The sequence below is a fragment of the Curtobacterium sp. ME-Dv--P-122a genome (assembly GCF_030209645.1).
Lineage (GTDB): Bacteria > Actinomycetota > Actinomycetes > Actinomycetales > Microbacteriaceae > Curtobacterium > Curtobacterium flaccumfaciens.
Genome location: NZ_JARVRO010000004.1, coordinates 42,403 through 63,148 on the forward strand (window position 1 = coordinate 42,403; position 20,746 = coordinate 63,148).

The 20,746-nt window shown below is 71.3% G+C and carries 20 protein-coding genes; 5 read left to right on the forward strand and 15 right to left on the reverse strand.

Annotated features, from left to right (window positions below; all coding sequences use genetic code 11):
- Nucleotides 1–3 precede the first annotated feature (3 nt).
- From pth to QRN49_RS03655, 11 genes are all read right to left on the reverse strand, one after another.
- Nucleotides 4–588, reverse strand: a complete 585-nt coding sequence (gene pth, locus QRN49_RS03605; protein WP_017886754.1) for an aminoacyl-tRNA hydrolase — start codon at nt 586–588, stop codon at nt 4–6.
- Between the two features lie 29 nt (nt 589–617).
- Complete coding sequence (locus QRN49_RS03610; RefSeq protein WP_071405234.1) at nt 618–1,241, reverse strand: 50S ribosomal protein L25/general stress protein Ctc; 624 nt, start codon at nt 1,239–1,241, stop codon at nt 618–620.
- A gap of 230 nt (nt 1,242–1,471) precedes the next feature.
- Nucleotides 1,472–2,380 carry a hypothetical protein gene (locus QRN49_RS03615; protein ID WP_284753966.1) on the reverse strand — a complete coding sequence of 303 codons (909 nt, stop codon included), beginning with the start codon at nt 2,378–2,380 and terminating at the stop codon, nt 1,472–1,474.
- 31 nt (nt 2,381–2,411) lie between these two features.
- Complete coding sequence (manD, locus tag QRN49_RS03620) at nt 2,412–3,764, reverse strand: D-mannonate dehydratase ManD (protein ID WP_284753967.1); 1,353 nt, start codon at nt 3,762–3,764, stop codon at nt 2,412–2,414.
- Nucleotides 3,761–5,044, reverse strand: coding sequence for a mannitol dehydrogenase family protein (locus QRN49_RS03625; RefSeq protein WP_284753968.1), 1,284 nt, complete (start codon nt 5,042–5,044; stop codon nt 3,761–3,763). Before QRN49_RS03625 ends, manD begins: the two co-directional genes overlap by 4 nt.
- Nucleotides 5,041–5,928 (reverse strand): sugar phosphate isomerase/epimerase family protein, encoded by an 888-nt coding sequence (locus QRN49_RS03630; RefSeq protein WP_284753969.1) that lies wholly within the window; start codon nt 5,926–5,928, stop codon nt 5,041–5,043. The genes QRN49_RS03625 and QRN49_RS03630 overlap by 4 nt, the downstream gene beginning before the upstream one ends.
- A complete protein-coding gene (locus QRN49_RS03635; RefSeq protein WP_284753970.1) occupies nt 5,925–7,127 on the reverse strand; it encodes a Gfo/Idh/MocA family oxidoreductase in 1,203 nt (400 codons plus the stop codon). The genes QRN49_RS03630 and QRN49_RS03635 overlap by 4 nt, the downstream gene beginning before the upstream one ends.
- Nucleotides 7,124–7,963: a sugar phosphate isomerase/epimerase family protein gene (locus QRN49_RS03640; RefSeq protein WP_284753971.1), complete on the reverse strand. Its 840-nt coding sequence runs from the start codon at nt 7,961–7,963 to the stop codon at nt 7,124–7,126. Before QRN49_RS03640 ends, QRN49_RS03635 begins: the two co-directional genes overlap by 4 nt.
- A gap of 73 nt (nt 7,964–8,036) precedes the next feature.
- Entirely contained in the window at nt 8,037–8,996 is a 960-nt protein-coding gene (locus QRN49_RS03645) for a carbohydrate ABC transporter permease (protein WP_206647628.1), read from the reverse strand.
- Nucleotides 8,993–10,015, reverse strand: a complete 1,023-nt coding sequence (locus tag QRN49_RS03650; protein WP_284753972.1) for a carbohydrate ABC transporter permease — start codon at nt 10,013–10,015, stop codon at nt 8,993–8,995. The genes QRN49_RS03645 and QRN49_RS03650 overlap by 4 nt, the downstream gene beginning before the upstream one ends.
- Entirely contained in the window at nt 10,015–11,370 is a 1,356-nt protein-coding gene (locus QRN49_RS03655) for an ABC transporter substrate-binding protein (protein ID WP_284753973.1), read from the reverse strand. The genes QRN49_RS03650 and QRN49_RS03655 overlap by 1 nt, the downstream gene beginning before the upstream one ends.
- A gap of 120 nt (nt 11,371–11,490) precedes the next feature.
- On the opposite strand from QRN49_RS03655, the gene QRN49_RS03660 reads away from it, so the two are divergent.
- The 3 genes from QRN49_RS03660 (at nt 11,491) to QRN49_RS03670 (ending at nt 14,935) form a co-directional block, all read left to right on the forward strand.
- On the forward strand, nt 11,491–12,648 hold the full coding sequence (locus QRN49_RS03660) for a LacI family DNA-binding transcriptional regulator (protein WP_284753974.1): 1,158 nt from the start codon (nt 11,491–11,493) through the stop codon (nt 12,646–12,648).
- A 63-nt stretch (nt 12,649–12,711) separates the two neighbouring features.
- The gene (uxaC, locus tag QRN49_RS03665; RefSeq protein WP_284753975.1) at nt 12,712–14,208 is read left to right on the forward strand and encodes a glucuronate isomerase; all 1,497 of its coding nucleotides are present in this window, start codon (nt 12,712–12,714) and stop codon (nt 14,206–14,208) included.
- A 127-nt stretch (nt 14,209–14,335) separates the two neighbouring features.
- Nucleotides 14,336–14,935 carry a class I SAM-dependent methyltransferase gene (locus QRN49_RS03670; RefSeq protein ID WP_284753976.1) on the forward strand — a complete coding sequence of 200 codons (600 nt, stop codon included), beginning with the start codon at nt 14,336–14,338 and terminating at the stop codon, nt 14,933–14,935.
- Nucleotides 14,936–14,965: 30 nt separating this feature from the next.
- Here the strand turns inward: QRN49_RS03670 and QRN49_RS03675 are convergent, their stop codons facing one another.
- The 3 genes from QRN49_RS03675 to QRN49_RS03685 all read right to left on the reverse strand — a co-directional run bounded on the left by QRN49_RS03675 (nt 14,966) and on the right by QRN49_RS03685 (nt 16,259).
- Nucleotides 14,966–15,343 (reverse strand): type II toxin-antitoxin system death-on-curing family toxin, encoded by a 378-nt coding sequence (locus QRN49_RS03675; protein WP_259491845.1) that lies wholly within the window; start codon nt 15,341–15,343, stop codon nt 14,966–14,968.
- On the reverse strand, nt 15,340–15,597 hold the full coding sequence (locus QRN49_RS03680) for a ribbon-helix-helix protein, CopG family (RefSeq protein ID WP_245166107.1): 258 nt from the start codon (nt 15,595–15,597) through the stop codon (nt 15,340–15,342). The genes QRN49_RS03675 and QRN49_RS03680 overlap by 4 nt, the downstream gene beginning before the upstream one ends.
- Nucleotides 15,598–15,719: 122 nt before the next feature.
- Entirely contained in the window at nt 15,720–16,259 is a 540-nt protein-coding gene (locus QRN49_RS03685; RefSeq protein ID WP_284753977.1) for a gluconokinase, read from the reverse strand.
- Between the two features lie 112 nt (nt 16,260–16,371).
- Here QRN49_RS03685 and gnd point away from each other — a divergent pair, with 112 nt between their 5' ends.
- Nucleotides 16,372–17,829 carry an NADP-dependent phosphogluconate dehydrogenase gene (gene gnd, locus QRN49_RS03690; protein WP_027464472.1) on the forward strand — a complete coding sequence of 486 codons (1,458 nt, stop codon included), beginning with the start codon at nt 16,372–16,374 and terminating at the stop codon, nt 17,827–17,829.
- Nucleotides 17,830–17,925: 96 nt separating this feature from the next.
- Here gnd and QRN49_RS03695 read toward each other — a convergent pair whose 3' ends face one another.
- A complete protein-coding gene (locus QRN49_RS03695) occupies nt 17,926–18,690 on the reverse strand; it encodes a hypothetical protein (RefSeq protein ID WP_284753978.1) in 765 nt (254 codons plus the stop codon).
- A gap of 107 nt (nt 18,691–18,797) precedes the next feature.
- Between QRN49_RS03695 and QRN49_RS03700 the strand changes: the two genes are divergently transcribed.
- A complete protein-coding gene (locus QRN49_RS03700; protein WP_284753979.1) occupies nt 18,798–20,432 on the forward strand; it encodes a molybdopterin-dependent oxidoreductase in 1,635 nt (544 codons plus the stop codon).
- Nucleotides 20,433–20,746 lie beyond the last annotated feature (314 nt).

Genomic DNA, 20,746 nt, shown 5'->3' on the forward strand with positions numbered 1-20,746 from the left:
CGCTCAGGACGGAGCGTGCACGCGCTGCTGTGCGGCGAGGAGCCCGACCTCGGCGATCGCCTCGACCGCGTCGGCCGCGTCGGCCAGCAGGATCGGCAGCGTCTTCTTCTCGGCTGCGGAGAAGTCACGCAGCACGTAGTCGGCCGGGTCCTGCCGACCGGGCGGACGCCCGATGCCGACCCGGACGCGCATGAACTCGTTCGTCCCGGTGGCCTTGATGATGTCGCGCAGCCCGTTGTGCCCGCCGTGACCCCCGCTGCCCTTGAGGCGGACGGTGTCGAACGGCAGGTCGAGCTCGTCGTGCACGACGACGAGGTCGGCCGGTGTGGCGCTGTAGAACCCGAGCACCGAGGAGACCGGTCCGCCCGAGGTGTTCATGAACGACCCGGGCTTCGCCAGCACGAGTCGTGTGCCGCCGGGCACCAGGCGCCCCTCGGCGACCTGGTTCGGCGTCTTGTGCTTCTTGAACGTCGCTCCCATGCGGGACGCGAGTTCGTCGAGGACCATCTGGCCGACGTTGTGGCGGTTGCCCGCGTAGTCGGGCCCGGGGTTCCCGAGCCCGACCACCACGAGGATGTTGTCCGTCACAGCGTCGACCAGATGTCTTCGAAGGGGTGTTACTCGGAGTCCGCGGCGCCCTCGGCACCCGACTCGGCACCGGCCTCGGCCGAGGCCTCGTCCGCAGCGTCGTCGTCAGCGGTGCCACGCGGGGTGACGATCGCGACGACCAGCGCCTCGGGGTCGGTCTCGAGCTCGGCGCCCTCGGGGAGCTCGAGCTGCGCGGCGTGGATCTGCACGCCGTCCTCGAGGCCCTCGACGTTCACGGAGACGTGCTCCGGGATGTCGGTGGCGAGCACGAGCAGCGAGATCGTGTTGAGGTCCTGCACGTGGATGGTGCCGGAGAAGGACTCGCCCTCGATGACGACGGGCACGTCGACCGTGACCTTCTCGCCGCGGCGGAGGACCACGAGGTCGATGTGCTCGATGATCTGGCGCACCGGGTCACGCTGGACGTCCTTGACGAGGGCGAGCTGCGCAGCACCCTCGATGTCGAGGTCGACGACCGCGTTGGCGGTACGGACGAGCAGCATGGTCTCGTGACCGGGCAGCGAGATGTGCTTCGGCTCGGTGCCGTGGCCGTAGACGACCGCTGGGATCTTGTCGGCCGCGCGGAGCTTGCGAGCAGCGCCCTTGCCGAACTTGGTGCGGACTTCCGCTGCGAGCTTGGTGTAGTCGGCCATGGTGCCTCCTGGTGTCGGGGACGACGCCGGGGTGCCGGCATCGTGGGGGTCTGTGGTGTTGCAACTCGAACGCGTGCACGCGTGAGGAACGATCCCAGGGTCTTGCCGGGTATCCCACCGCGTCGATCACGGCCGCGCGTACGCAGCCCTCGCCGAAGTCAGGGACTGAGTCTAGCAGGGCCGTCCGGGCGTGTCGTCCCGTGATCTGCCCGCTCCGGCTGCGACGACGCTCAGCGGCCGACCTGCCGACGGTGCTCCTGCGCGGCGTGGAGGACGTCGCGCGCCCGGTCGCTCGCTGCCTCGGCCTCGTCGCGGGCTGCCTCGAGCCGGGTGATCTCGGCCTCGGCCTGCTCGAGGGCACGCTGGAGCTCCGCGCGGCGCTCCTCCGCCTGTTCGAGATCGGCCTCGGCGGTGTCGAGTGCTGCGTCGGCGTCGCGGGACTCCGTGCGCGCTGCGGTCTCGGCCTGGCGCGCGGCCTTCCGGTCGGCGGCCGGGTCGCGCTTCGATTCGGGTTCGGCGTCCGGCTCCGACTCCGGGGCGTCGCGCTGCGCGGGCCTGGAGGCACGGCTCGCCTTCCGCGCACCCCTCGCCTGGGAGATGGGGATGGGTGGGGCATCGCTGCCGGACCAGGCATCGGGCACCGCGTCCGGATCCGCGAGCGCCCCATCGAGGTCGACCGCGTCGAACCCCACGCTCTCGAGCGCCGTCACGAGCAGCCCCGACCGGACGGCCGCGCCGGCGTGCGGGTCCGCCATCGCCGCCTCGATCGTCGACCGGACCTGCTCGAGCACCGCCGGGGTGACAGGGTGTCCGGCGTCGGACGCCAGGTCCGCACCGGCCTGTGCGAGGGCGTCGACGACCTCGGCGCGCTGCCGACGGAGGGTCCGGATCGCGTCGGGGTCGGCGTCGGCCTGGGCCTTGCGGAGTGCCGGTCCGAGGTCGACGGCGTCGTCGAGGGCACCGTCGTGGGCGAGCAGGTCGATCACCCAGGCCGCCGGCGCGGGCTTCCGGAGCTTTCCGACCGCCGTGGCGAGGGCACGGTCGTCCTTCCGCACCGCGCGCTGCCGTGCGGTGCGCTCGGCGACGAAGTCCTGCGGCGCGACGAGCAACAGCTCCCTGGCGACGTCCGCGAACTCCATGCCACCACTGTGCCCTCCACGGCGCCGCGGACTACCAGTCGTGGACGGTGCCGTCGGCCAGGCGGTTGAACGGCAGGTACGCCTGCTCGTAGGGGTACTTGCCGGCTTCGTCGACGTCGAGGCTGACCCCGAGGCCCGGCTCGTTCCCCGGGTGCAGGTAGCCGTCGGTGAACGTGAACGTCTGGTGGAACACCTGGTTGGTCTGCGGTCCGTGCTGCATGTACTCCTGGATGCCGAAGTTGTGGATCGCGAGCCCGAGGTGCATCTGCGCGGCAAGGCCCACCGGGGAGATGTCGGTCGGTCCGTGGAACCCGGACCTGACCTGGTAGAGCGCCGCGTACTCCATCGTCTTCTTGAGCGGGGTGACGCCGCCCATGTGGGTGACGGCACCGCGGACGTAGTCGATGAGCTGGTCGCGGATGATGTCCTTGAAGTCCCAGATGGTGTTGAAGACCTCGCCGATCGCCAGCGGCGTCGTGGTGTGCTGCCGGACGAGCTTCAGGGCCTCCTGGTTCTCGGCGGGGGTGCAGTCCTCGAGCCAGAACAGGTCGTACGGCTCGAGCGACTTGCCGAGCTTGGCGGCCTGCAGCGGGGTCATCCGGTGGTGACCGTCGTGCAGCAGGGGCAGTTCGGGGCCGAACTCGTTGCGGACGGCCTCGAACACGGTGGGCACGTGGCGCAGGTAGGCGCGGGTGTCCCAGTCCTCCATCGCGGGGTACGCACCGCGCTGCGCGGGCTCGAAGTCGTAGCGGACGCCGGCGTTGCCCTCGGTGGTCCTGTTCGACGCGATGCCGTAGATGGACTCGAGGCCGGGGACACCGGTCTGCACGCGGATGGAGCGGTAGCCCTCTTCCTGGTGTTCGCGGATGGAGTCGAACAGCTCGGGCAGCTCCTTGCCCGAGGCGTGGCCGTACGCCATGAGCCCGGTGCGCGATGCGCCGCCGAGCAGCTGGTACAGCGGCATCCCGGCGACCTTCGCCTTGATGTCCCAGAGGGCCATGTCGACGGCGGCGATCGCGGCCATCGTGACCGGACCACGGCGCCAGTACGACGACCGGTACAGGAACTGCCAGGCGTCCTCGATGCGGCTGGCGTCACGGCCGACGAGCAGCGGGACGACGTGCTCGGACAGGTAGGCGGAGACCGCGAGCTCGCGGCCGTTCAGGGTGGCGTCGCCGAGCCCGGTGACGCCGTCGGCCGTGGTGAGCTTGAGCGTCACGAAGTTCCGGTTCGGGCTGGTCACGATGACCTCGGCCCGCTCGATCAGCTGGCCGCGGTCCGCCGAGACCCAGGTGTCCGGACGGCCGGCGGTGGTCTCGGCCGGCCCGCTGTCGGTAGCACCGGGGACCGGGGCCGCGGGGTTCGTGGTGTTCGTGTCGGTCATGCGTGGACTCCTCCGTTGGAGCGTTCGCGGGCGCGTGCCGCGGCGGTGCGGATGCGGTCGGCCGCCGCCGTCACGGCGGCGACCACGGGGGTGGTGTCGAGTTCGGGCGCGACGACGGCCAGGACGTCGTGCACGTCCGAGTCTGGCCCGGGGGCACCGGGGTCGTCCACCAGGTCGGGTTGCTCGGTGACGTGCAACCACCACGCGGCGAGGGCGGTGGCCGCTCCGGTGCCGATGCCGGCCGAGGGGTCGCGGGCGAGCCGGTGCCGCACGACGTCGACGACACGGACGGGCAGCTTCTGCGAACCGCCGGACGCGATCTGCCGCAGCGTGTGCCGGATGCGCGGGTTGGCGAACCGCTCGACCAGGGCCGCGCGCGCGTCGGAGACCTCGGCCTCGGGCAGCGGGAGCTCGAGCGCGGCCTCGTCCCAGAGCTGCTCGACGGCGGTGCGGCAGACCGGGTCGTCCATCGCCTCGGCCACGGTGTCGTGGCCGAGCTGCAACCCCAGGTAGGCGAGGAGCGAGTGCGAGCCGTTCAGCAGCCAGAGCTTCCGCTGCTCGTACGGCGTGACGTCGTCGACGATGCGCACCCCGGCGGTCTCCCACGCGGGGCGGTCGATCCCGTCGAAGGCGTCCTCGAGCGCCCACTCGGCGAACGGCTCGGTGACGACCGGGACCCGGTCTCCGGCGAGCGCACCCGGCAGTTCCGACAGGCGCGCGACGTCGTCGTCGGTGGTGGCCGGGGTGATCCGGTCGACCATCGAGCTCGGGAACGTGACGTTCGCCTCGATCCAGTCGTGCAGGGCGTCGTCGGTGACGGCGTCGAGCACGGCGTCGCGCAGGACCGCCCCGTTGCGCGTCAGGTTGTCGAGACTGACCAGCGCGATGCGCCCGGACCCGGCGGCACGGCGGGCGTCGAGCCCCGCGACCAGCCGCGCCGGCACGTCGGAACCGGGCCGGTAGCCCTGCTCGGTGACCGTCAGCGTGACGATGGTCGTCTCCGGGGACGCGACCACGTGCCTCCAGACCGTGTCGTCGCTGCCCGGGTGGGCGGCCACGATCGTGTCGACCACCTCGGCTCCGTCGCCGGACGCGGCTCGGGTGACGAGCGTGTACCGGCAGTCCTGCGCGGCCAACGCGTCCGCGGCGGCGGGCGAGCGGCCGGTGAAGGCGGTGATGCCCCACGGCTCCCCCGTGGTGTGGGCGGTGTACCAGGCGATGTGGGCACGAGCAAAGGCCCCCACCCCCAGGTGGACGATGCCCGGGCGCCGATCGGTCATGCCGACACCGGTACGAGGGAGCGGAGGTACGCCAGGTTGTCGGCGGTGCGGGCCTCGAGCGGGAGGTCGGTGGAGAAGTCCTCGATGGTGACCCACCCGTCGTACCCGACCTGGCGGAGCGCGTCGAGGTACTCGGACACCGACGCCTGGCCGGTGCGCAGGGGTGCCCACTCGTGCTGCCAGATCGAACTGCCGTCGGCCCGGGTGTCGCCGGTGTCGATCCAGCGGGCGTTCTTCACGTGGGCGTGCGCCAGGTACGGCCCGAGCAGTTCGAACGCGCCGAGGTGGTCTTCGTACCCCTCGATCACGAGGTTGCCGAGGTCGTGGATGACGCCGACGTGTGCGGGGTCGAGACCGTCGATCAGTCGCAGTGCTGCGGAGGCCGACGGCGTGATCGTCATGTGGTGCAGCTCGACGAGTGCTTTCACGCCGAGCTTCGACGCACGCGAAGCGACCCACTCGAGGTCGGTGCGGGTGCGGTCGAAGAGCTGCGGGTAGGTCTCGCCGGTGCGTTCCTTCTCGCCACGGTAGTGCGGCATCGTGACGCGGACCTGCCGGGCACCGAGTTCGCTGGTCACGCGCAGCATCGTCTCGACACCGTCGTGGTCGGCGGCCGGCTGGTAGCCACCGATGCCCGAGTACTCGAGCCCGGCGGCGTCGGTGACCCGGGCGATCTCGCCGACCCGGTCGCGGATGCCCGTGTACTGCCAGGTCGAGTTGTTGCCCGCCCAGAACGACCGCTCGGCGGGGACCTCGACGCCGTCGGCCGGGCGGTCGTCGACGATGCGCCACTCGATGCCGTCCCAGCCCTGCGCCGCCAGGGTCTCGGCGGCTTCGGACGGGGTCCAGTCGGGGGTCGAGGCGGTGAACACGGAGAACTTCATCGGGTGGCTCCTTCGGTCGCGGTGGCGGTGGCGGGTGTGCCGACGACGGGCACCACGTCGTCGTACTTCCCCTCGATCACGTCGTCGATGCGCACGGGGTGCCCGAGCGTCGCGCTGACGTAGAGCCCGCGGACGGTGGCGAGCGACACGAGGGCCGCGTCGACGGTGACACCCGGTTCGCGGCCCTGCCGGATCGCGTCGACGATGTCCGTGTACTGCCGAGCGTGGCCCGCGGCGAAGTGGTCGGGTTCGGCCGGGCCGCCGACGACGTGCTCGGGCGGGACGACCTGGTCCTTCTGGTCGACCGCACCGGCGACCGCGGTGGCGTTCGACGTGGTCGCGGCGGACTCGAGCGTGGCGGTGTCCGGGGCGATGTGGAAGTACGCGAGCCGGTCGTCGTCGACGATGGCGGAGCCGTGCGTGCCGTACACGGCGTACCGGGCGGAGAGCCCCGGGTACGCGGCGGTCGTGCAGTGGACGACCCCGAGCGCCCCGCCGGCGAACCGGACGGTGGCGACGGCGGTGTCCTCGACCTCGATGCGGTCGTGCGCGAGGAGCCCGGTCTGGGCCGAGATCTCGACCGGACGACCGAGCGCCCAGACGAGCAGGTCGACGGTGTGCACGCCCTGGTTCATCACCGCGCCGCCGCCGTCGAGCGCCCAGGTGCCGCGCCAGTCACCGGAGTCGTAGTACCCCTGCGACCGGTACCACGCGACGCTCGCGAGCCCCGAGGTCACGGTGCCGAACCCGCCGTCGTGCGCGGCCCGGGCGACGGCTGCCGACGCCGGGTCGAAGCGGTGCTGACTGATGACGCTCGTGACGAGCCCGCGGTCACGCGCGGCTGCGGCGAGTGCCGCGATCTGCCGTGCCCGGGGCATCGTGGTGTCGAGCGGCTTCTCGATGACGACGTGCTTGCCGGCGGCCAGGGCGGCCTCGGCGAGCTGCACGTGCATGCCGGACGGCGAGCAGATCGCGACGACGTCGATGTCGGTCTGGTCGATCGCCTCCTCGATGGTGGAGGTGGTGATCGGGCGGGCGGCCCCCAGCTCCTGTACCGCGTCCGCGGCGCTCGTGGCGGCTTCGGGCACGGCGTCGACGAGGGCGACGACCTGCAGGTCGGGGTGGTGGACGGCGACGGTGGCGTGGTGGCGGCCGATGACGCCGGCGCCGACGACTGCCAACTTCAGTGGGGTGGTCATCGCAGGGTGACTCCGATCTGGTCGGTGAGGGTGCGGAAGGCCCGGCCGGCACGACCGAAGGCCGCGGGGCCGGAGAACCCGCCGAGGGAGGTGAAGTCGCTGAGGTGCGGTTCGAGCGAGGCGTACGCGGAGTAGCCGGCGTCGCGGAGCGCGGTGAGGGTCTGGAGCAGTTCGCCGTCACCCTCGCCCGCGGGGACCACCGACGAGTCGGCGGCGAGGGCGTCCTTGACCTGCAGGTAGTCGACGTACGGGGCGAGCTTCTCCCAGCCGTCGGTGAAGGGCCGGACGCCGCACTGCACGTAGTTCGCGTTGTCCCAGGCCAGGCGGAACGCCGGCGAACCGACGCTCTCGACGATGTCGAGCACCCGCGCGGGGACGTCGCCGTAGATGTCCTTCTCGTTCTCGTGCAGCAGGGTCACGCCCTCACGCTCGGCGAGGTCGGCCAGCGCCCGCATCCGGACGAGGACGTCGTCGCGGACGTCCTCGGGGCTGCGGCCCTCGAAGTAGAACGAGAAGATCCGGATGTTCGTCGTACCGAGGGCGTGCGCGGCACGGATCGCACGGGTGAGCCGAGACACCTCGTGCTCGACGGGTTCGTCGACGGGCACCTTGCCGATCGGCGAGGCGATCGCGGACACGGTCTGCCCGCGCTCGTCGAGCAGCCGGTGGAGTCCGGCGAGCTGGTCCTCGTCGAGGTCGACGACGTTGACGCCCCAGGCGCTGCGGACCTCGATGGCGCTCGCGCCGAGCGCCTGGAGGACCGCGACCTGGACGACCGGGTCGGCGTCGATCTCGTCGCCGAAACCGGAGAGTTCCCAACTGGGCTGGTCGGTCATGGTGTCCTTTCGTTCGGACGGGAGGCGCGTGGCGGGGCCGCCACGGGCCTCCAGTCCGGTTCTGGGTTGCGGCCTACTTGACGGAACCGGCGGTGAGCCCGCCGACCAGGTAGCGCTGGAAGATCAGGTACAGGGCGACGACGGGGACGGCGCAGACGATCGAGGCGGCCATCATCTGGCCGTAGATCGGGACGGCGCCGCCCTCCTGGGTGGTGCCGAGCACCTGCAGGACCACGGCGACCGTCCGGGTGTTCGGGGTCGTCATGATCGTGGAGAACAGGACGTCGTTCCAGCCGAGCAGGAAAGCGAAGATCGCGGACACGACGATGCCGGGCCACGACAGCGGGAGCACGATCTTCGTCAGGATCTTCGTCGAGCTGGCGCCGTCGATGCGCGCCGCTTCCTCGAGTTCCTTCGGCAGGCCGCGCAGGTAGGTGACCATCACCCACGTCGAGAACGGCAGGGCGAAGGTCAGGTAGGTGACGAACAGGCCCCAGCGGGTGCCGATGATCTGCACGCCGGTGGCGCTGGCGATGTTCGAGAACACCACGAAGACCGGCAGGAGCAGGAGCGTGCCGGGGATCGACTGCAGGGCGAGGAGCCCACGCAGGATCGTCAGCCGCCCGAGGAACCGGAACCGGACGAGCACGTAGGCCGTGGACACGGCGAGCGCGGCACTCGCGACGGCGACGGCACCGGCGGTGAGCATCGAGTTCACCAGTCCCTCGCCGAGGGCGACGGTGGACCAGATCTCGACGTAGTTCGACAGGGTGAACTCCGACGGGAAGTACTCGCCGCGGGCGACCGCGACGTCGGAGTTGACCGAGCCGAACAGGATGTAGAGCACCGGGACGGCGATGAACGCGATGATCACCGCGATGACGGTGACGAGCAGCCAGCGCGGCAGCAGCCGGGTGACGTCGGTGTCGTAGGGACGCTTGCTCCGTCGGCCGCCGCTGCCGGTCGTGATGCTCTCGGTGAGCGTCGCGGTGGGGCGGGTGCGGGTACTGAAGGACGTGCTCGGGGTGGTCATGCGCGTGCTCCGTCGATGTCGGCGGCGGTCGGGGCGGCGGCGAGCGTGGCGCGGTCGGCGCGACGCTGCTTCCGGTTGGGGCCGGCGTCGTCGCCGGTGTCGAGCTTGACCGCCCGCAGGTAGACGAACAGCGGGATCGCGACGATCACGAGCGAGCAGATCGCCATCGCCGCGGACAGGCCGAAGCGGAACGACTGGAAGCTCGCGATGTACGTCAGGACGGGCATCACCTCGACGCTGGACGGCAGCGGGATGCCGAACAGCACGAACGGCAGCGTGAAGTTGTTGATGTTGTGCAGGATCGAGATGATCACCGCGAGGCTGAGGGGTCCGCGCAGGTACGGGAAGATGATGTACCGCAGCTTCGCCCACCAGGTCACCCCGTCGAGCGCGGCGGCCTCGTGCACCTCGTTGTCCACGGCCTGCAGCCCGGCCAGGGACAGCAGGTAGACGAAGGGCCAGCTCGTCCAGATCATCACGCCGGCGAGCGCCCAGTACGACGCCGAGCCGTTCAGCCACAGCACGTCGGTGTGCAGGATCGAGTTCACGACCCCCTGCGGCTGGAGCATCGTGCGGAAGAACGTGCCGACGACGAATGCCGGGAGCACGTACGGGATCAGGTAGATCGATCGGACGAGCCCGCGACCGGAGAACCGGTTCTGCGTCGAGACCGCGGCGGCGACCCCGATCGGCACGTTCACCGCCGTGACGAGCACCGACAGCGACACCGAGATCCAGATGGAGTGCAGCAGCGGCGAGTTCGTGAACGCCTCGGTGAAGTTCGCGAACCCGACGAACGGAGCGCTGAACCACTGGCGGAGCGTGTACTGGTCGAGGTCGAGCATCGCGATCCAGAAGCCCACCAGGAGCGGCACCACGATGACGGCGAGCATGAGGACGCCGCCGGGCAGGAGCATCCACAGCGGGCGCTCGCGTTTGTAGAGGGGCGTCTTGCCGGCCGGGCGGACCGGCCGGGGCGGCGCCGCGTCGGTGCGGGGCCTGGTCTGCGTGCTGGTCATCACAGACCTCCGTTCTTCTGACGGTCGAGGGTGGCCTGGGCGTCCTTCTGGGCGTCCTGCAGTCGCTTGCGGAGCTGGTCGTCGGTGACCTCGCCGGACTTCAGCGACGGGATCGACTGCACGACCACGTCGACCAGGGCGAGCTGGATGTCGGACCAGGCGCCGGTGAACGCGGTCGGCTTGGACAGGCGGCCGGCGTCGATGATCGGCTTGAGCTGCGGGTTGTCGGCTGCCAGGTCGGCGGCGGCCGAGGCGTTCGTCGGCAGGTTGCCGAACAGGTCGTAGTACTCGAGCTGGGCCTTCGGTGCGCTGAGCTGCTTGACGAACGCGAACGACAGCTCCTGCTTGGTGCCGTAGTCGGCGACGACCCAGTTGTCGCCGGACAGGATGCTGGCGGCCTCGATGCCGTCGGACGGCCGCTCGGTCGCACCCGGCGGGACGGTGGGGAGCAGGGCGAACTCGTACTTGCCGTCGACCTTGGTGCCCGTGAAGGAGTTGATGGCAGTGGTGGTCGTCATCGGGAAGAACGCGGCCTTGCCCTCGGTGAACTGCGCGAGGGCCTGGGCGTTGTTCCAACCGATCGCGGCCGGGTCGACGACGCCGTCCTTCGTGACCCAGTCGAAGTAGGTGCGGTAGGCGTTCTCGACGGCCTTGCTGTCGATCTCGGCCTTCGAGCCGTCGACGATCGTGTTGCCGGCGTTCTGGGCCATCCCCCACACGAACTTCCAGGGGTCGAAGCCGTCGGCGTAGGCGATCGCCATGCCGTGGCGTCCGTCACCCGTGGTGGCCTTCGCATCGGCAGTCAGCTCGTCCCACGTCGTGGGCATGTCGGTGATCCCCGCCTTGGCGAGCAGGTCCTTGTTCACCGCCATCACGAACGGACGGCTGGCGAACGGGATCCCGATCTGCTTCGACGGACTCGGACCGGAGATGCCGAACGAGGCGGGGTCGAACTGGTCCTTGCCGCCGATCGCGTCCCACTCCTTCGCGCCCATCTCGACGAAGGCACCGGTGGCGTACGCGGTCGGGGTGAAGGTGGTGCCGATCGCGTAGACGTCGGGGCCCTGGCCGGAGATGACGCTCGTCTGGATCGCGGTCAGTTCCTCCTGCGCGGACGAGTAGGTCTCCCACTGGATGTCCGCACCAGTCGTGCGCTTGAACTCGGCGGCGGTCTCCCGCTGCCACTGCTTGCGTTCCTTGGGGTAGGTGGTGTCCGCGCCCATCATCACGCGGAGGGTGTTCGGGTCGTCGCCGCTGCCGTTCACCACAGCGCATCCCTGCAGGGACAGTGCGGCGAGGGCGACCACGGCGACGGCACCGACGAGGGTGCGGACTTGCAGTCTTCGCGTCTTCACGGGGGTTTCCTCCTCGAGACCTCCTCCGAGCGGCGCTGCTCGGTGGCACCACTGTTCCGCCGATGGCAACATGCGGCAACCGGTTGCCACTTGTTGCCAGACGCGAATACGTTCGGCCTCGTGAAGGACCTCTCGACGGGCGGCGGCGGGCGCACGGGCGGTGCCGCTGGCGGTGCTGGTGGCGCCGTCGCCGCTGGCGCGGGCGCCGCCGTTGGTGCTCGCGCTGCCGGCACCGCCGCTGGTGCCGCGCGTCGCGTCACCATCCGCGACATCGCCGACGCCACCGGGGTCGCCGCGTCCACCGTCTCCCGCGCGCTGTCCCTGCCCGACCGGGTCAACCCCGTCACCCAGGAGCGCATCCAGCGAGCGGCCCGCGAGCTCGGTTACGTCGCCAACTCGCAGGCCCGGGCGCTGACCTCCGGTCGCACCCGCGCCGTCGCCGTGCTCGTGTCCGACATCACGAACCCGTTCTACTTCGACGTCATCCGCGGCACGCAACACCAGCTCGCCGGGGCCGGCTGGACGCAGCTGCTCGTCGACACCGAGGAGTCCGCCGACGCCGAGATGGCCGCACTCACCGCCGTGGGGGCGAAGGCCGACGGGGTCGTGCTCACGGCGTCACGCCTGTCCGACGCGCAGATCGCACGGTTCGCCGAGCGGATCCCCCTGGTCGTGGTGAACCGTCGGCCCACCGGCGTGCCATCGGTGCTCATCGACACCCCCGGCGGGGTGGAGCAGGCGGTGCAGCACCTGGTGTCGCTGGGACACCGGGAGATCCTGTACGTCGCCGGGCCGGACAGCTCGTGGTCGAACGAACGTCGGTGGCGCGCGCTCGTGCAGGTCGCCAAGCGCCTGGGGATCCGCGTCGCCCGGGTCGGACCGCACGCTCCCTTCGTCGACTCCGGCGCCGCGGCCGCCGACGCCGCCGTGCACGCCGGCGCGACCGCGTGCATCGCCTTCAACGACCTGATCGCCATCGGGATGCTCGCCCGACTGCGGGAGCGCGGGGTCCGCGTCCCCGAGGACATGAGCATCGTCGGGTGCGACGACATCTTCGGCGCCGACTTCTGCAACCCGCCGCTCACCACGATGACCTCGCCGATCGAACGGGCCGGCCGGGTCGCGATCCGGATGCTGCTCGGACGGCTCGGCGCGCTGCCCGCCGACGAACTCCCCGGGGAGCACATGTCCGGTGCCGTCGCCCTGCCCACCCACCTGACCGTGCGCGAGTCGACCGGGCCGGCACCGCGCGCCGGCACCGACGCCGGCACCGCCTGATCCGAAAATCCCGCCGCCCCACACTCGCACCACCCGAACCCGCCGCCCTCGAAGGAGTCGATGATGACCCGCACCAGCACCCCCACCCGGCTCGCACCGCACCCCGACCGGCTGTTCCCCGCCGACCCCGGAGCGCGAGCCGTGGCACGCACCGTGTACGAGGCGGTCAAGGACGCCCCGATCATCTCGCCGCACGGGCACGTCGATGCAGCGCTGATCGCCTCGGACCAGCCGTTCAGCGACCCCGCGTCGCTGCTCATCACGCCCGACCACTACGTGCTCCGCCTGCTGCACGCGAACGGGGTGGACCTGGCCGCGCTGGGACGCGCGGACCTGTCGGGGCCCCGCCCGGGCTCGCAGGCTCGCCCAGCGGCGTCGGCGCATCGCTGGCGCGATGCCGCTGAGCCGACGCCGCCAGGCCGTGCCATCTGGCGGCAGCTGGCGGAGCACTGGGACGACTTCCTCGGAACCCCCGTGCGCTACTGGTTCGAGACGGAACTGCACGACGTGTTCGGGCTCGACCAGGCGCCGTCCGCCGCCAACGCGGACGACCAGTACGACCACATCGCCGGCCTGCTGGCGTCCCCCGCCTTCCGGCCACGCGCGCTCTTCGACGCCTTCGGCATCGAGGTCCTCGCCACCACGGACGGCCCGGCGGACGACCTCGCTGCTCACGCGCAGCTCGCGGCGGACCCCGGCTTCACCGGCCGGGTGCTCCCCACGTTCCGCGCGGACGCCGTGTTCGACCCGACGCGGTCGGACTGGAGGCCCGTGGTCGCGTCGATCGGCGAGGCCGCCGGCATCGACACGGGCACCCACGCAGGGCTGTTGGCGGCTCTCCGCGCACGTCGCCACTACTTCATCGAGCACGGTGCGACCGCCACGGACACCGGGGTGCTCGACGCGGGCTCCGCTCCCCTGCCGTCGAGCGAGCGGGAACGCATCCACGCCGCGGCGCTGCGCGATGCGTCGTCGGTCACCGAGGCCGAGGCGACGGCGTACCGGCACGACATGCTCTACCGCTGGGCGGAGATGAGCGTCGAGGACGGCCTCGTCATGCAGCTGCACCCCGGGGTGATCCGGAACCACCACACCCCGACGCTCGAGCGCTTCGGGCCGGACACCGGGCACGACCTGCCGGCCGTCGGGTCCTTCACCGAGCCGCTCCGGCCGCTCCTCGAGTCCTTCGGCACCGCTCCCGGGTTCCACCTCGTGCTCTTCACCGTCGACGAGACCGTCTTCTCGCGCGAGATCGGGCCGCTGGCGGGCTTCTACCCCGCCGTGTACGCGGGCGCACCGTGGTGGTTCATCGACACCCCGGCGGCCATCGGGCGCTACCGGTCGGCCGTCACCGACTCCGCGTCGTTCGCCAAGACCTCCGGGTTCATCGACGACACCCGTGCGTACTGCTCCATCCCCGCGCGGCACGACATGGCGCGGCGGGCGGACGCGGCGTACCTGGCGTCGCTCGTGGTCACGCACCAGGTCTCGGAGGAGGACGCGGTCCGCACCGCCCGGCGCATCGTGTCCGACATCCCGAAGGCGACGTTCAAGCTCTGACGCTGGCGGCGGGGGTGGTGCCGCGTGGTGCGAGGTTCCGTGCCTGGTGCGAGGGTTGCCGGGTCGCACGGAACACGCAACCTCGCACGGTTCGGCGCCGCGGCGGTGCGGCGGTACGGTCGGGCGCATGACGGAGCGGGTGACGGCGGCGTACAGCGCTCGAGCTGACGAGTACGCGACGCTGCTCGGGTCGATGGACGCCGTCCACCCCGACGACCGAGCCGTCGTCGAGGCCTGGGCAGCCGGTCGCAGCGGTCCCCTGGTCGACGTCGGGTGCGGCCCCGGTCACTGGACGGCGCACCTCGCACGGCAGGGGCACCGTGTCAGCGGCATCGACGCGGTGCCGGAGTTCGTCGAGCACGCACGACGGACGCACGGCGCCTCGGTCGACTTCCGGGTCGGATCGCTCGACGCGCTCCCGCTCGCGGACGGCAGCGTCGACGGGGTCCTGGCCTGGTACTCGGTGATCCACCACGAACCGTCGCGGATCGGTGGGCCACTCGACGAGTTCCGTCGGGTGCTCACCCCCGGCGGTGGGCTGCTGCTCGGGTTCTTCGAGGGCGCCGCGGTCGAGGCCTTCGACCACGCCGTCGTCACCGCCTACCGCTGGCCGGCCGCGTCCCTGGCGGCGCTGCTGGACGGAGCGGGGTTCGACGTCGTGGACGTCCACACCCGCACGGCCCCGGGGCACCGGCCGCACGGGGCGATCAGTGCGGTGCGCCGCTGATCGCTGACCGCTGTCCGTTCCAGCGGCCGGTCAGGCGTCCGAGACCATCGAGGTCAGAGCAGCAGCGATCTCCGGCACAGCATCGAGTTCTCCCTCAGCGATCGCGACGATGAAGTCGTACGCCTGATCGTTCGAGGCGTGGAGCCGGACGCCGTTCACGCCGAGGAAGACCACGAGCAGCATCAGCCCGAGGCGCTTGTTGCCGTCGACCAGGGCGTGGTTCCGGACGGCGGAGTGGACGAGCGCCGCCGCCTTCTCGACCAGCGTCGGGTAGGCGTCGTTCCCCCCCACCGACGCGGCGGGTCGCGCGACCGCCGCCTCGAGCAGCCCGACGTCGCGGATCGCGTAGTCAGCCCCCAGGGTCCGACGAGCGACGTGCAACGCCTCGTCGGTCGTGAGGTGGATCACTTGCCGAGTCGTTCGAGCGCCTCGGCGTAGCGCGGGAGTTCTCGGTCGAGGATGCCGTCGATCAGATCGCTGCGGCTGTGCTGCTCGACGTACTCGCGGATGGCGGCGCGGGCGACGTCCTGCATCGAGCGCTCCTCGAGATCAGCACGCTTGCGCAACGCCGCTGCCTCGGCGTCGTCGAGTCGGAGGGTCATGGCCATGGGGTGGATGGTATCAAAAGTGGTATCTGAACGGGCGGCAGTGATCGTGGTCATGGAGCGACGGTACGAGCGTCACCCTCGAAGCAGACAGGTCCGGAGATCGGTTGGGGATGACGACGGCCGCGCTGCGCCCTGTGGAGGAGCTGCCGGGATCCGTCGCAGGTCGTGGAACTTCGTCAGTCGGTGGTGACCGCGAGCGCGGCGAGGATCTCCCGCACGGTGTCGTCGACCGATCCGTCGATCGACACCGCGACGGCGGCCTCGTCGGGCTGCGGCCGCTCGAGGGTCGCGAACTGCGAGTCGAGCAGTGTCGTCGGCATGTACTCGTGCTGGCGGTGGGACTGCCGTTCGGCGATCAGGTCGCGCGACCCGTCGAGGAAGGCGATGACGAGACTCGGCGCGGACTCGCGCAGCCGGTCCCGGTAGGCACGCTTGAGCGCCGAGTTCGCCATCACGCACCGGGAGCCGTCCGATTCGACCGCGGCGATCCGCTCGGCGCAGGCGTCGAGCCACGGCCAGCGGTCCTCGTCGGTGAGCGGGATCCCCTGCCGCATCTTCTCCTTGTTGGCGACCGGGTGCAGGTCGTCGGCGTCGACGAAGACGCACGGTTCGCCCTGCGCGACCAGTGCGTCGGTGAGCGCCTGGCCGATGGTGGACTTGCCGGAGCCGGAGACCCCCATCACGAGGACGGGCGGGTGGACAGCGAGCTCGCTCATCCCTCCACAGTATTGATCCGGTGAACTCTGGTCCCCAGTTCCCGCAACACCTGTGCGATCCCAGACCACCGGTCGTAGGTTGGGCGCCAACGTCAGGACAAAGGAGGCCCTCGTGGCAGACAACAACGGTCAGGCGAACATCGGAGTCGTCGGACTCGCAGTGATGGGCTCGAACCTCGCCCGCAACCTCGCATCGCGCGAAGGCAACACGGTGGCGGTCTACAACCGCACCTACGCCCGCACCGAGGAGCTGCTCCAGGAGCACGGCGACGCCGGGTTCATCGCGTCCGAGGACATCGACGGGTTCGTCGCCTCGCTGTCGAAGCCCCGGACCGCCATCATCATGGTCCAGGCAGGCAAGGGCACCGACGCCGTGATCGGGCAGCTCGCCGAACGGTTCGAACCGGGCGACATCATCGTCGACGGCGGCAACGCGAACTTCCACGACACCATCCGACGTGAGCACGACCTGCGCGAGAAGGGCCTGAACTTCGTCGGCACCGGCATCTCCGGCGGCGAAGAGGGCGCCCTCAAGGGTCCGTCGATCATGCCCGGTGGCTCGAAGGAGGCCTGGGAAACGCTCGGGCCGATCCTGAAGTCGATCGCCGCGGTGGCCGAAGGTGAACCGTGCGTGACCCACATCGGTACCGACGGCGCCGGGCACTTCGTCAAGATGGTGCACAACGGCATCGAGTACGCCGACATGCAGCTCATCGCCGAGTCGTACGACCTGCTCCGTCGCGTCGGCGGACTCTCGGTGGAGGACCTGGTGCAGGTCTTCGACGAGTGGAACAAGGGCGACCTCGAGTCCTACCTGATCGAGATCACCGGCGAGGTCCTCAAGCAGCGCGACGCCGACACCGGCAAGCCGCTCGTCGACGTCATCCGTGACGCGGCCGGCTCGAAGGGCACCGGCGTCTGGACCGTGCAGAACGCCGTGGGCCTGGGCATCCCCGTCTCGGGCATCGGCGAAGCCGTGTTCGCCCGCGCCGTCTCGTCGAAGCCGACGCAGCGTGCCGCCGTGCAGCAGTCGGTCAAGAACCGTCCGCAGATCGCCGAGGTGCCGGACACCTTCGCCGACGACGTCCGTGCGGCGCTCTACGCCTCGAAGGTCGTCGCGTACGCACAGGGCTTCGACCTCATCATCGCCGGGGCGAAGGAGTACGGCTGGGACATCGACCTCGGCAACGTCGCGAAGATCTGGCGGGGTGGCTGCATCATCCGGGCCCAGTTCCTGAACCGCATCGTCGAGGCGTACGCCGAGAACCCGAAGCTCGAGTCGCTGCTGGTCGACCCGTACTTCGCGAACGCGGTCGCCGAGGGCGAAGCCGCCTGGCGCCGCATCGTCGGCATCGCGGCCGCGTCGGGCGTTCCCGCGCCGGGCTTCTCGTCCGCGCTGTCGTACTTCGACTCGCTCGCGTCCGACCGTCTGCCCGCGTCGCTGATCCAGGGCCAGCGCGACTTCTTCGGCGCACACACCTACCAGCGCATCGACAAGGACGGCACCTTCCACACGCTGTGGTCCGACGACGACCGCCGCGAGGTCGAGCAGGAGCCGTCCACGCACTGACGACCGCGCCCGCTGCCGCTGCTGCCCCGTTGCCGGCCACGGAGGTCGGTGCGGGTTCGGCAAGGAGGGCCTCGCTGACCGGGGCCCTCCGTCGCGTCAGGCGACGATGCGTTCCCGCGCCAGGTCGGCGACGAGCCGGTCCAGCCGTGGACCGCGCCCGAGCAGCCGACGCGAACCCGGGGCGGTCCGGACGAAGAACGTCGCCACGGCGGGGGTGTCGTCCGGTCGCACGTGGTGGATCGCCACCGCACACGCGCGGCGAGCACCACCGGTAGCACTAGGTCGCGGCGAGCCACCGGGTTGCCCCGAGCCGTCCGAGCTGTCCGAGCCGTCGAAGCCGTCCGCCACGTCTTCGAGGCCGACGTGCACGACGCGACTCCACCGGATCACGAGCAGCCGGGTCGCCCGCCGTTCGTCGAGTTCCCACAGGGAGGCCTCGGTCGCACCGAAGGCCCAGGTCACGCGCGACCCGAGGTGGGTGTCCGGGCGGACTTCGTCGACGATGCCGCGGAGTTCCGGTGTCGGCGCTGCCGGGACGAGCCACACCGTCGGGTCGATCCGCCGGATGGCGAGCGCGAGGGCCTCGTCCGCCTGCCGCCGCCGTGCCGCCGCGGTCCGCACGACGGCGACCACGATGACCACGACGCCGAGCGCGATCGCGCCGAACTCGACGATCCCGTACCAGGAGAGGTCGACGCCCGGTGCCGTCGAGACGACGACGATCCGGGTGATCAGGAGGACCAGCCAGACGGCGACGATGACCCAGCGCAGGGTGGCGAGTCGACGTGCCGGAGACATCGGTGTCCGCCGTGCACCGCGGGCACGACCGGACCGCGGGACACCATCCGGACGCTGCAGCACGGTCCGATCCTCCCACGAGCCGCGCGCCACCTGCTGGCCGAACCCGATGAACGCGCGGGGAAGCGCACACACAGCCCACGAGCGGCCGGGCGACCTACGCTCGGGCGGTGACCACCGAGACGACGGACGAACCCATCGGCCAACCGACGGCGGGTCCGTCGGACGGCCCGGGCGGGCCCGATGCCCCTTCGACCCGACGTTGGACGCTGATCGCCGCGATCGTCGGCGTCGTGGCCGCCGCCGCGTTCCTCGGTGTCGCCGAGTTCGGCGCCCTGCTGCTCGGCGGAGCGGGCAGCCCCCTGGTCGCCGTCGGGTCCGCCGTCATCGACCTCGCTCCCCCGGGTGCGAAGGACTTCATGGTCTCCGTGTTCGGCACCGGGGACAAGGTCGCCCTGTTCGTGCTCATGACGGTGATCGTCATCGCGATCAGCGCCGGTGCCGGCGTCCTCGAACGTGTGCGCCCACCCTTCGGTGCCCTCGTGTTCGCCGCCGGTGGCGTGCTGGCGCTGCTGGCCGTCAGCACCCGCTCGGGCAGCGGGACGCTCGACGGCGCCCCGACGGTCCTCGGCATCGCGGCAGCGGTGGTCGTCCTGCGCCTGCTGCTCCAGCGGCTGCGTCGGTGGGAGGCCGCGGCGACCGTGCCGACGGCGGCACCGCGACCCGCGTCGACGGAGCGCCGGACGTTCCTGGTCTGGGGCGTCGCGACGGCGACCGTCGCGATCGTGGTGGGCACCGCCTCCAGGCTGGGGTCGTCCGCGATGCAGGCGGCCGCTGCTGCCCGGCGGGCCATCCGGCTGCCCGCCGCGGCGACCGCTGCGCCGGCGGTCCCCGCGGGTGCGTCGCTCGACGTCGACGGCATCACCCCGTACATCACGCCGAACGCCGACTTCTACCGGATCGACACGGCCCTGCGCGTGCCGCAGGTCGATCCCGCCGACTGGTCGCTTCGCATCCACGGCGCGGTCGAGAACGAGATCACACTGACGTGGGACGAGCTGCTCGCGCTGCCGCTCGAGGAGCACGTGGCCACCCTGAGCTGCGTGTCGAACGAGGTCGGCGGTGACCTCATCGGCACGGCCCGCTGGCTGGGCTACCCGATCCGCGAACTCCTCGCCCGGGCCCGTCCGACGGGCGACGCCGACATGGTGCTCTCACGGAGCATCGACGGGTTCTCCGCCGGCACCCCGCTCGACGTGCTGCAGGACGACGGCACCGCGGCGCTCCTCGCGGTCGGGATGAACGGCGAACCCCTGCCGACCGAGCACGGGTTCCCGGTGCGGATGGTCGTGCCGGGCCTGTTCGGGTACGTCTCGGCGACGAAGTGGGTCACCGAGCTCGAGGTCACCCGGTTCGCCGACGCGCAAGGCTACTGGACCCCGCGCGGCTGGTCGGAGCGGGGCCCGGTCAAGCTCGAGTCCCGCATCGACACCCCGCGGAACGGGTCGACCGTGACCGCGGGCAAGCCGGTCGCGATCGCGGGGGTCGCGTGGCAGCCGCACAAGGGCGTGAAGGCCGTCGAGGTCCGCGTCGGAGGCGGCGACTGGCAGCGCGCCGAACTCGCCGACTCGGTCTCCGCGGACACCTGGCGGCAGTGGGTGGTGCGGTGGACGCCGACCGCCGGCTCGCACCGCATCGAGGTGCGCGCGACCGGTGCGGACGGCGAGGTGCAGACGAGCGTGGACCGGCCGCCGGCGCCCAACGGTGCGACGGGCTGGCACACGGTGACGGTCGACGCGCGCTGACGCTCCGGGAGCGGTCTGCGACACGCCCGCTCACGCCGGTCGAGGTCGCAGAAAGCGTCGGTTCATGGGCGCCCGGGCGACACTTCGTGCCGCCTCGACGAACCTGAGCGGCATGTCGTGACCACTCGGCGGCGACGTGCTCCGGTCACCCGACGGCCTGGAGGCCCGGTGCCGGCCCGCCCCGCCCCTCGCCCTGGTCGCGCGACACGCCACGTGCGTCACGCCGGGGGTGCAGAAAGCGTCGGTTCGCGGGCGCGCAGGCGACACTTCGTGCCGCCTCGACGAACCTGAGCGGCATGTCGTGACCACTCGGC

Bases quoted from the DNA above. Each gene is read 5' to 3' on its own strand.
- QRN49_RS03635 (WP_284753970.1), bottom strand. From the start codon at position 7,127: ATGACCACCCCACTGAAGTTGGCAGTCGTCGGCGCCGGCGTCATCGGC.
- uxaC (WP_284753975.1), top strand. From the start codon at position 12,712: ATGACCCGCACCAGCACCCCCACCCGGCTCGCACCGCACCCCGACCGG.
- manD (WP_284753967.1), bottom strand. From the start codon at position 3,764: ATGACCGACACGAACACCACGAACCCCGCGGCCCCGGTCCCCGGTGCT.
- QRN49_RS03610 (WP_071405234.1), bottom strand. From the start codon at position 1,241: ATGGCCGACTACACCAAGCTCGCAGCGGAAGTCCGCACCAAGTTCGGC.
- QRN49_RS03640 (WP_284753971.1), bottom strand. From the start codon at position 7,963: ATGACCGACCAGCCCAGTTGGGAACTCTCCGGTTTCGGCGACGAGATC.
- QRN49_RS03650 (WP_284753972.1), bottom strand. From the start codon at position 10,015: ATGACCAGCACGCAGACCAGGCCCCGCACCGACGCGGCGCCGCCCCGG.
- QRN49_RS03645 (WP_206647628.1), bottom strand. From the start codon at position 8,996: ATGACCACCCCGAGCACGTCCTTCAGTACCCGCACCCGCCCCACCGCG.
- QRN49_RS03630 (WP_284753969.1), bottom strand. From the start codon at position 5,928: ATGAAGTTCTCCGTGTTCACCGCCTCGACCCCCGACTGGACCCCGTCC.
- QRN49_RS03685 (WP_284753977.1), bottom strand. From the start codon at position 16,259: ATGAGCGAGCTCGCTGTCCACCCGCCCGTCCTCGTGATGGGGGTCTCC.
- QRN49_RS03625 (WP_284753968.1), bottom strand. From the start codon at position 5,044: ATGACCGATCGGCGCCCGGGCATCGTCCACCTGGGGGTGGGGGCCTTT.
- QRN49_RS03680 (WP_245166107.1), bottom strand. From the start codon at position 15,597: ATGACCACGATCACTGCCGCCCGTTCAGATACCACTTTTGATACCATC.
- QRN49_RS03615 (WP_284753966.1), bottom strand. From the start codon at position 2,380: ATGGAGTTCGCGGACGTCGCCAGGGAGCTGTTGCTCGTCGCGCCGCAG.
- QRN49_RS03670 (WP_284753976.1), top strand. From the start codon at position 14,336: ATGACGGAGCGGGTGACGGCGGCGTACAGCGCTCGAGCTGACGAGTAC.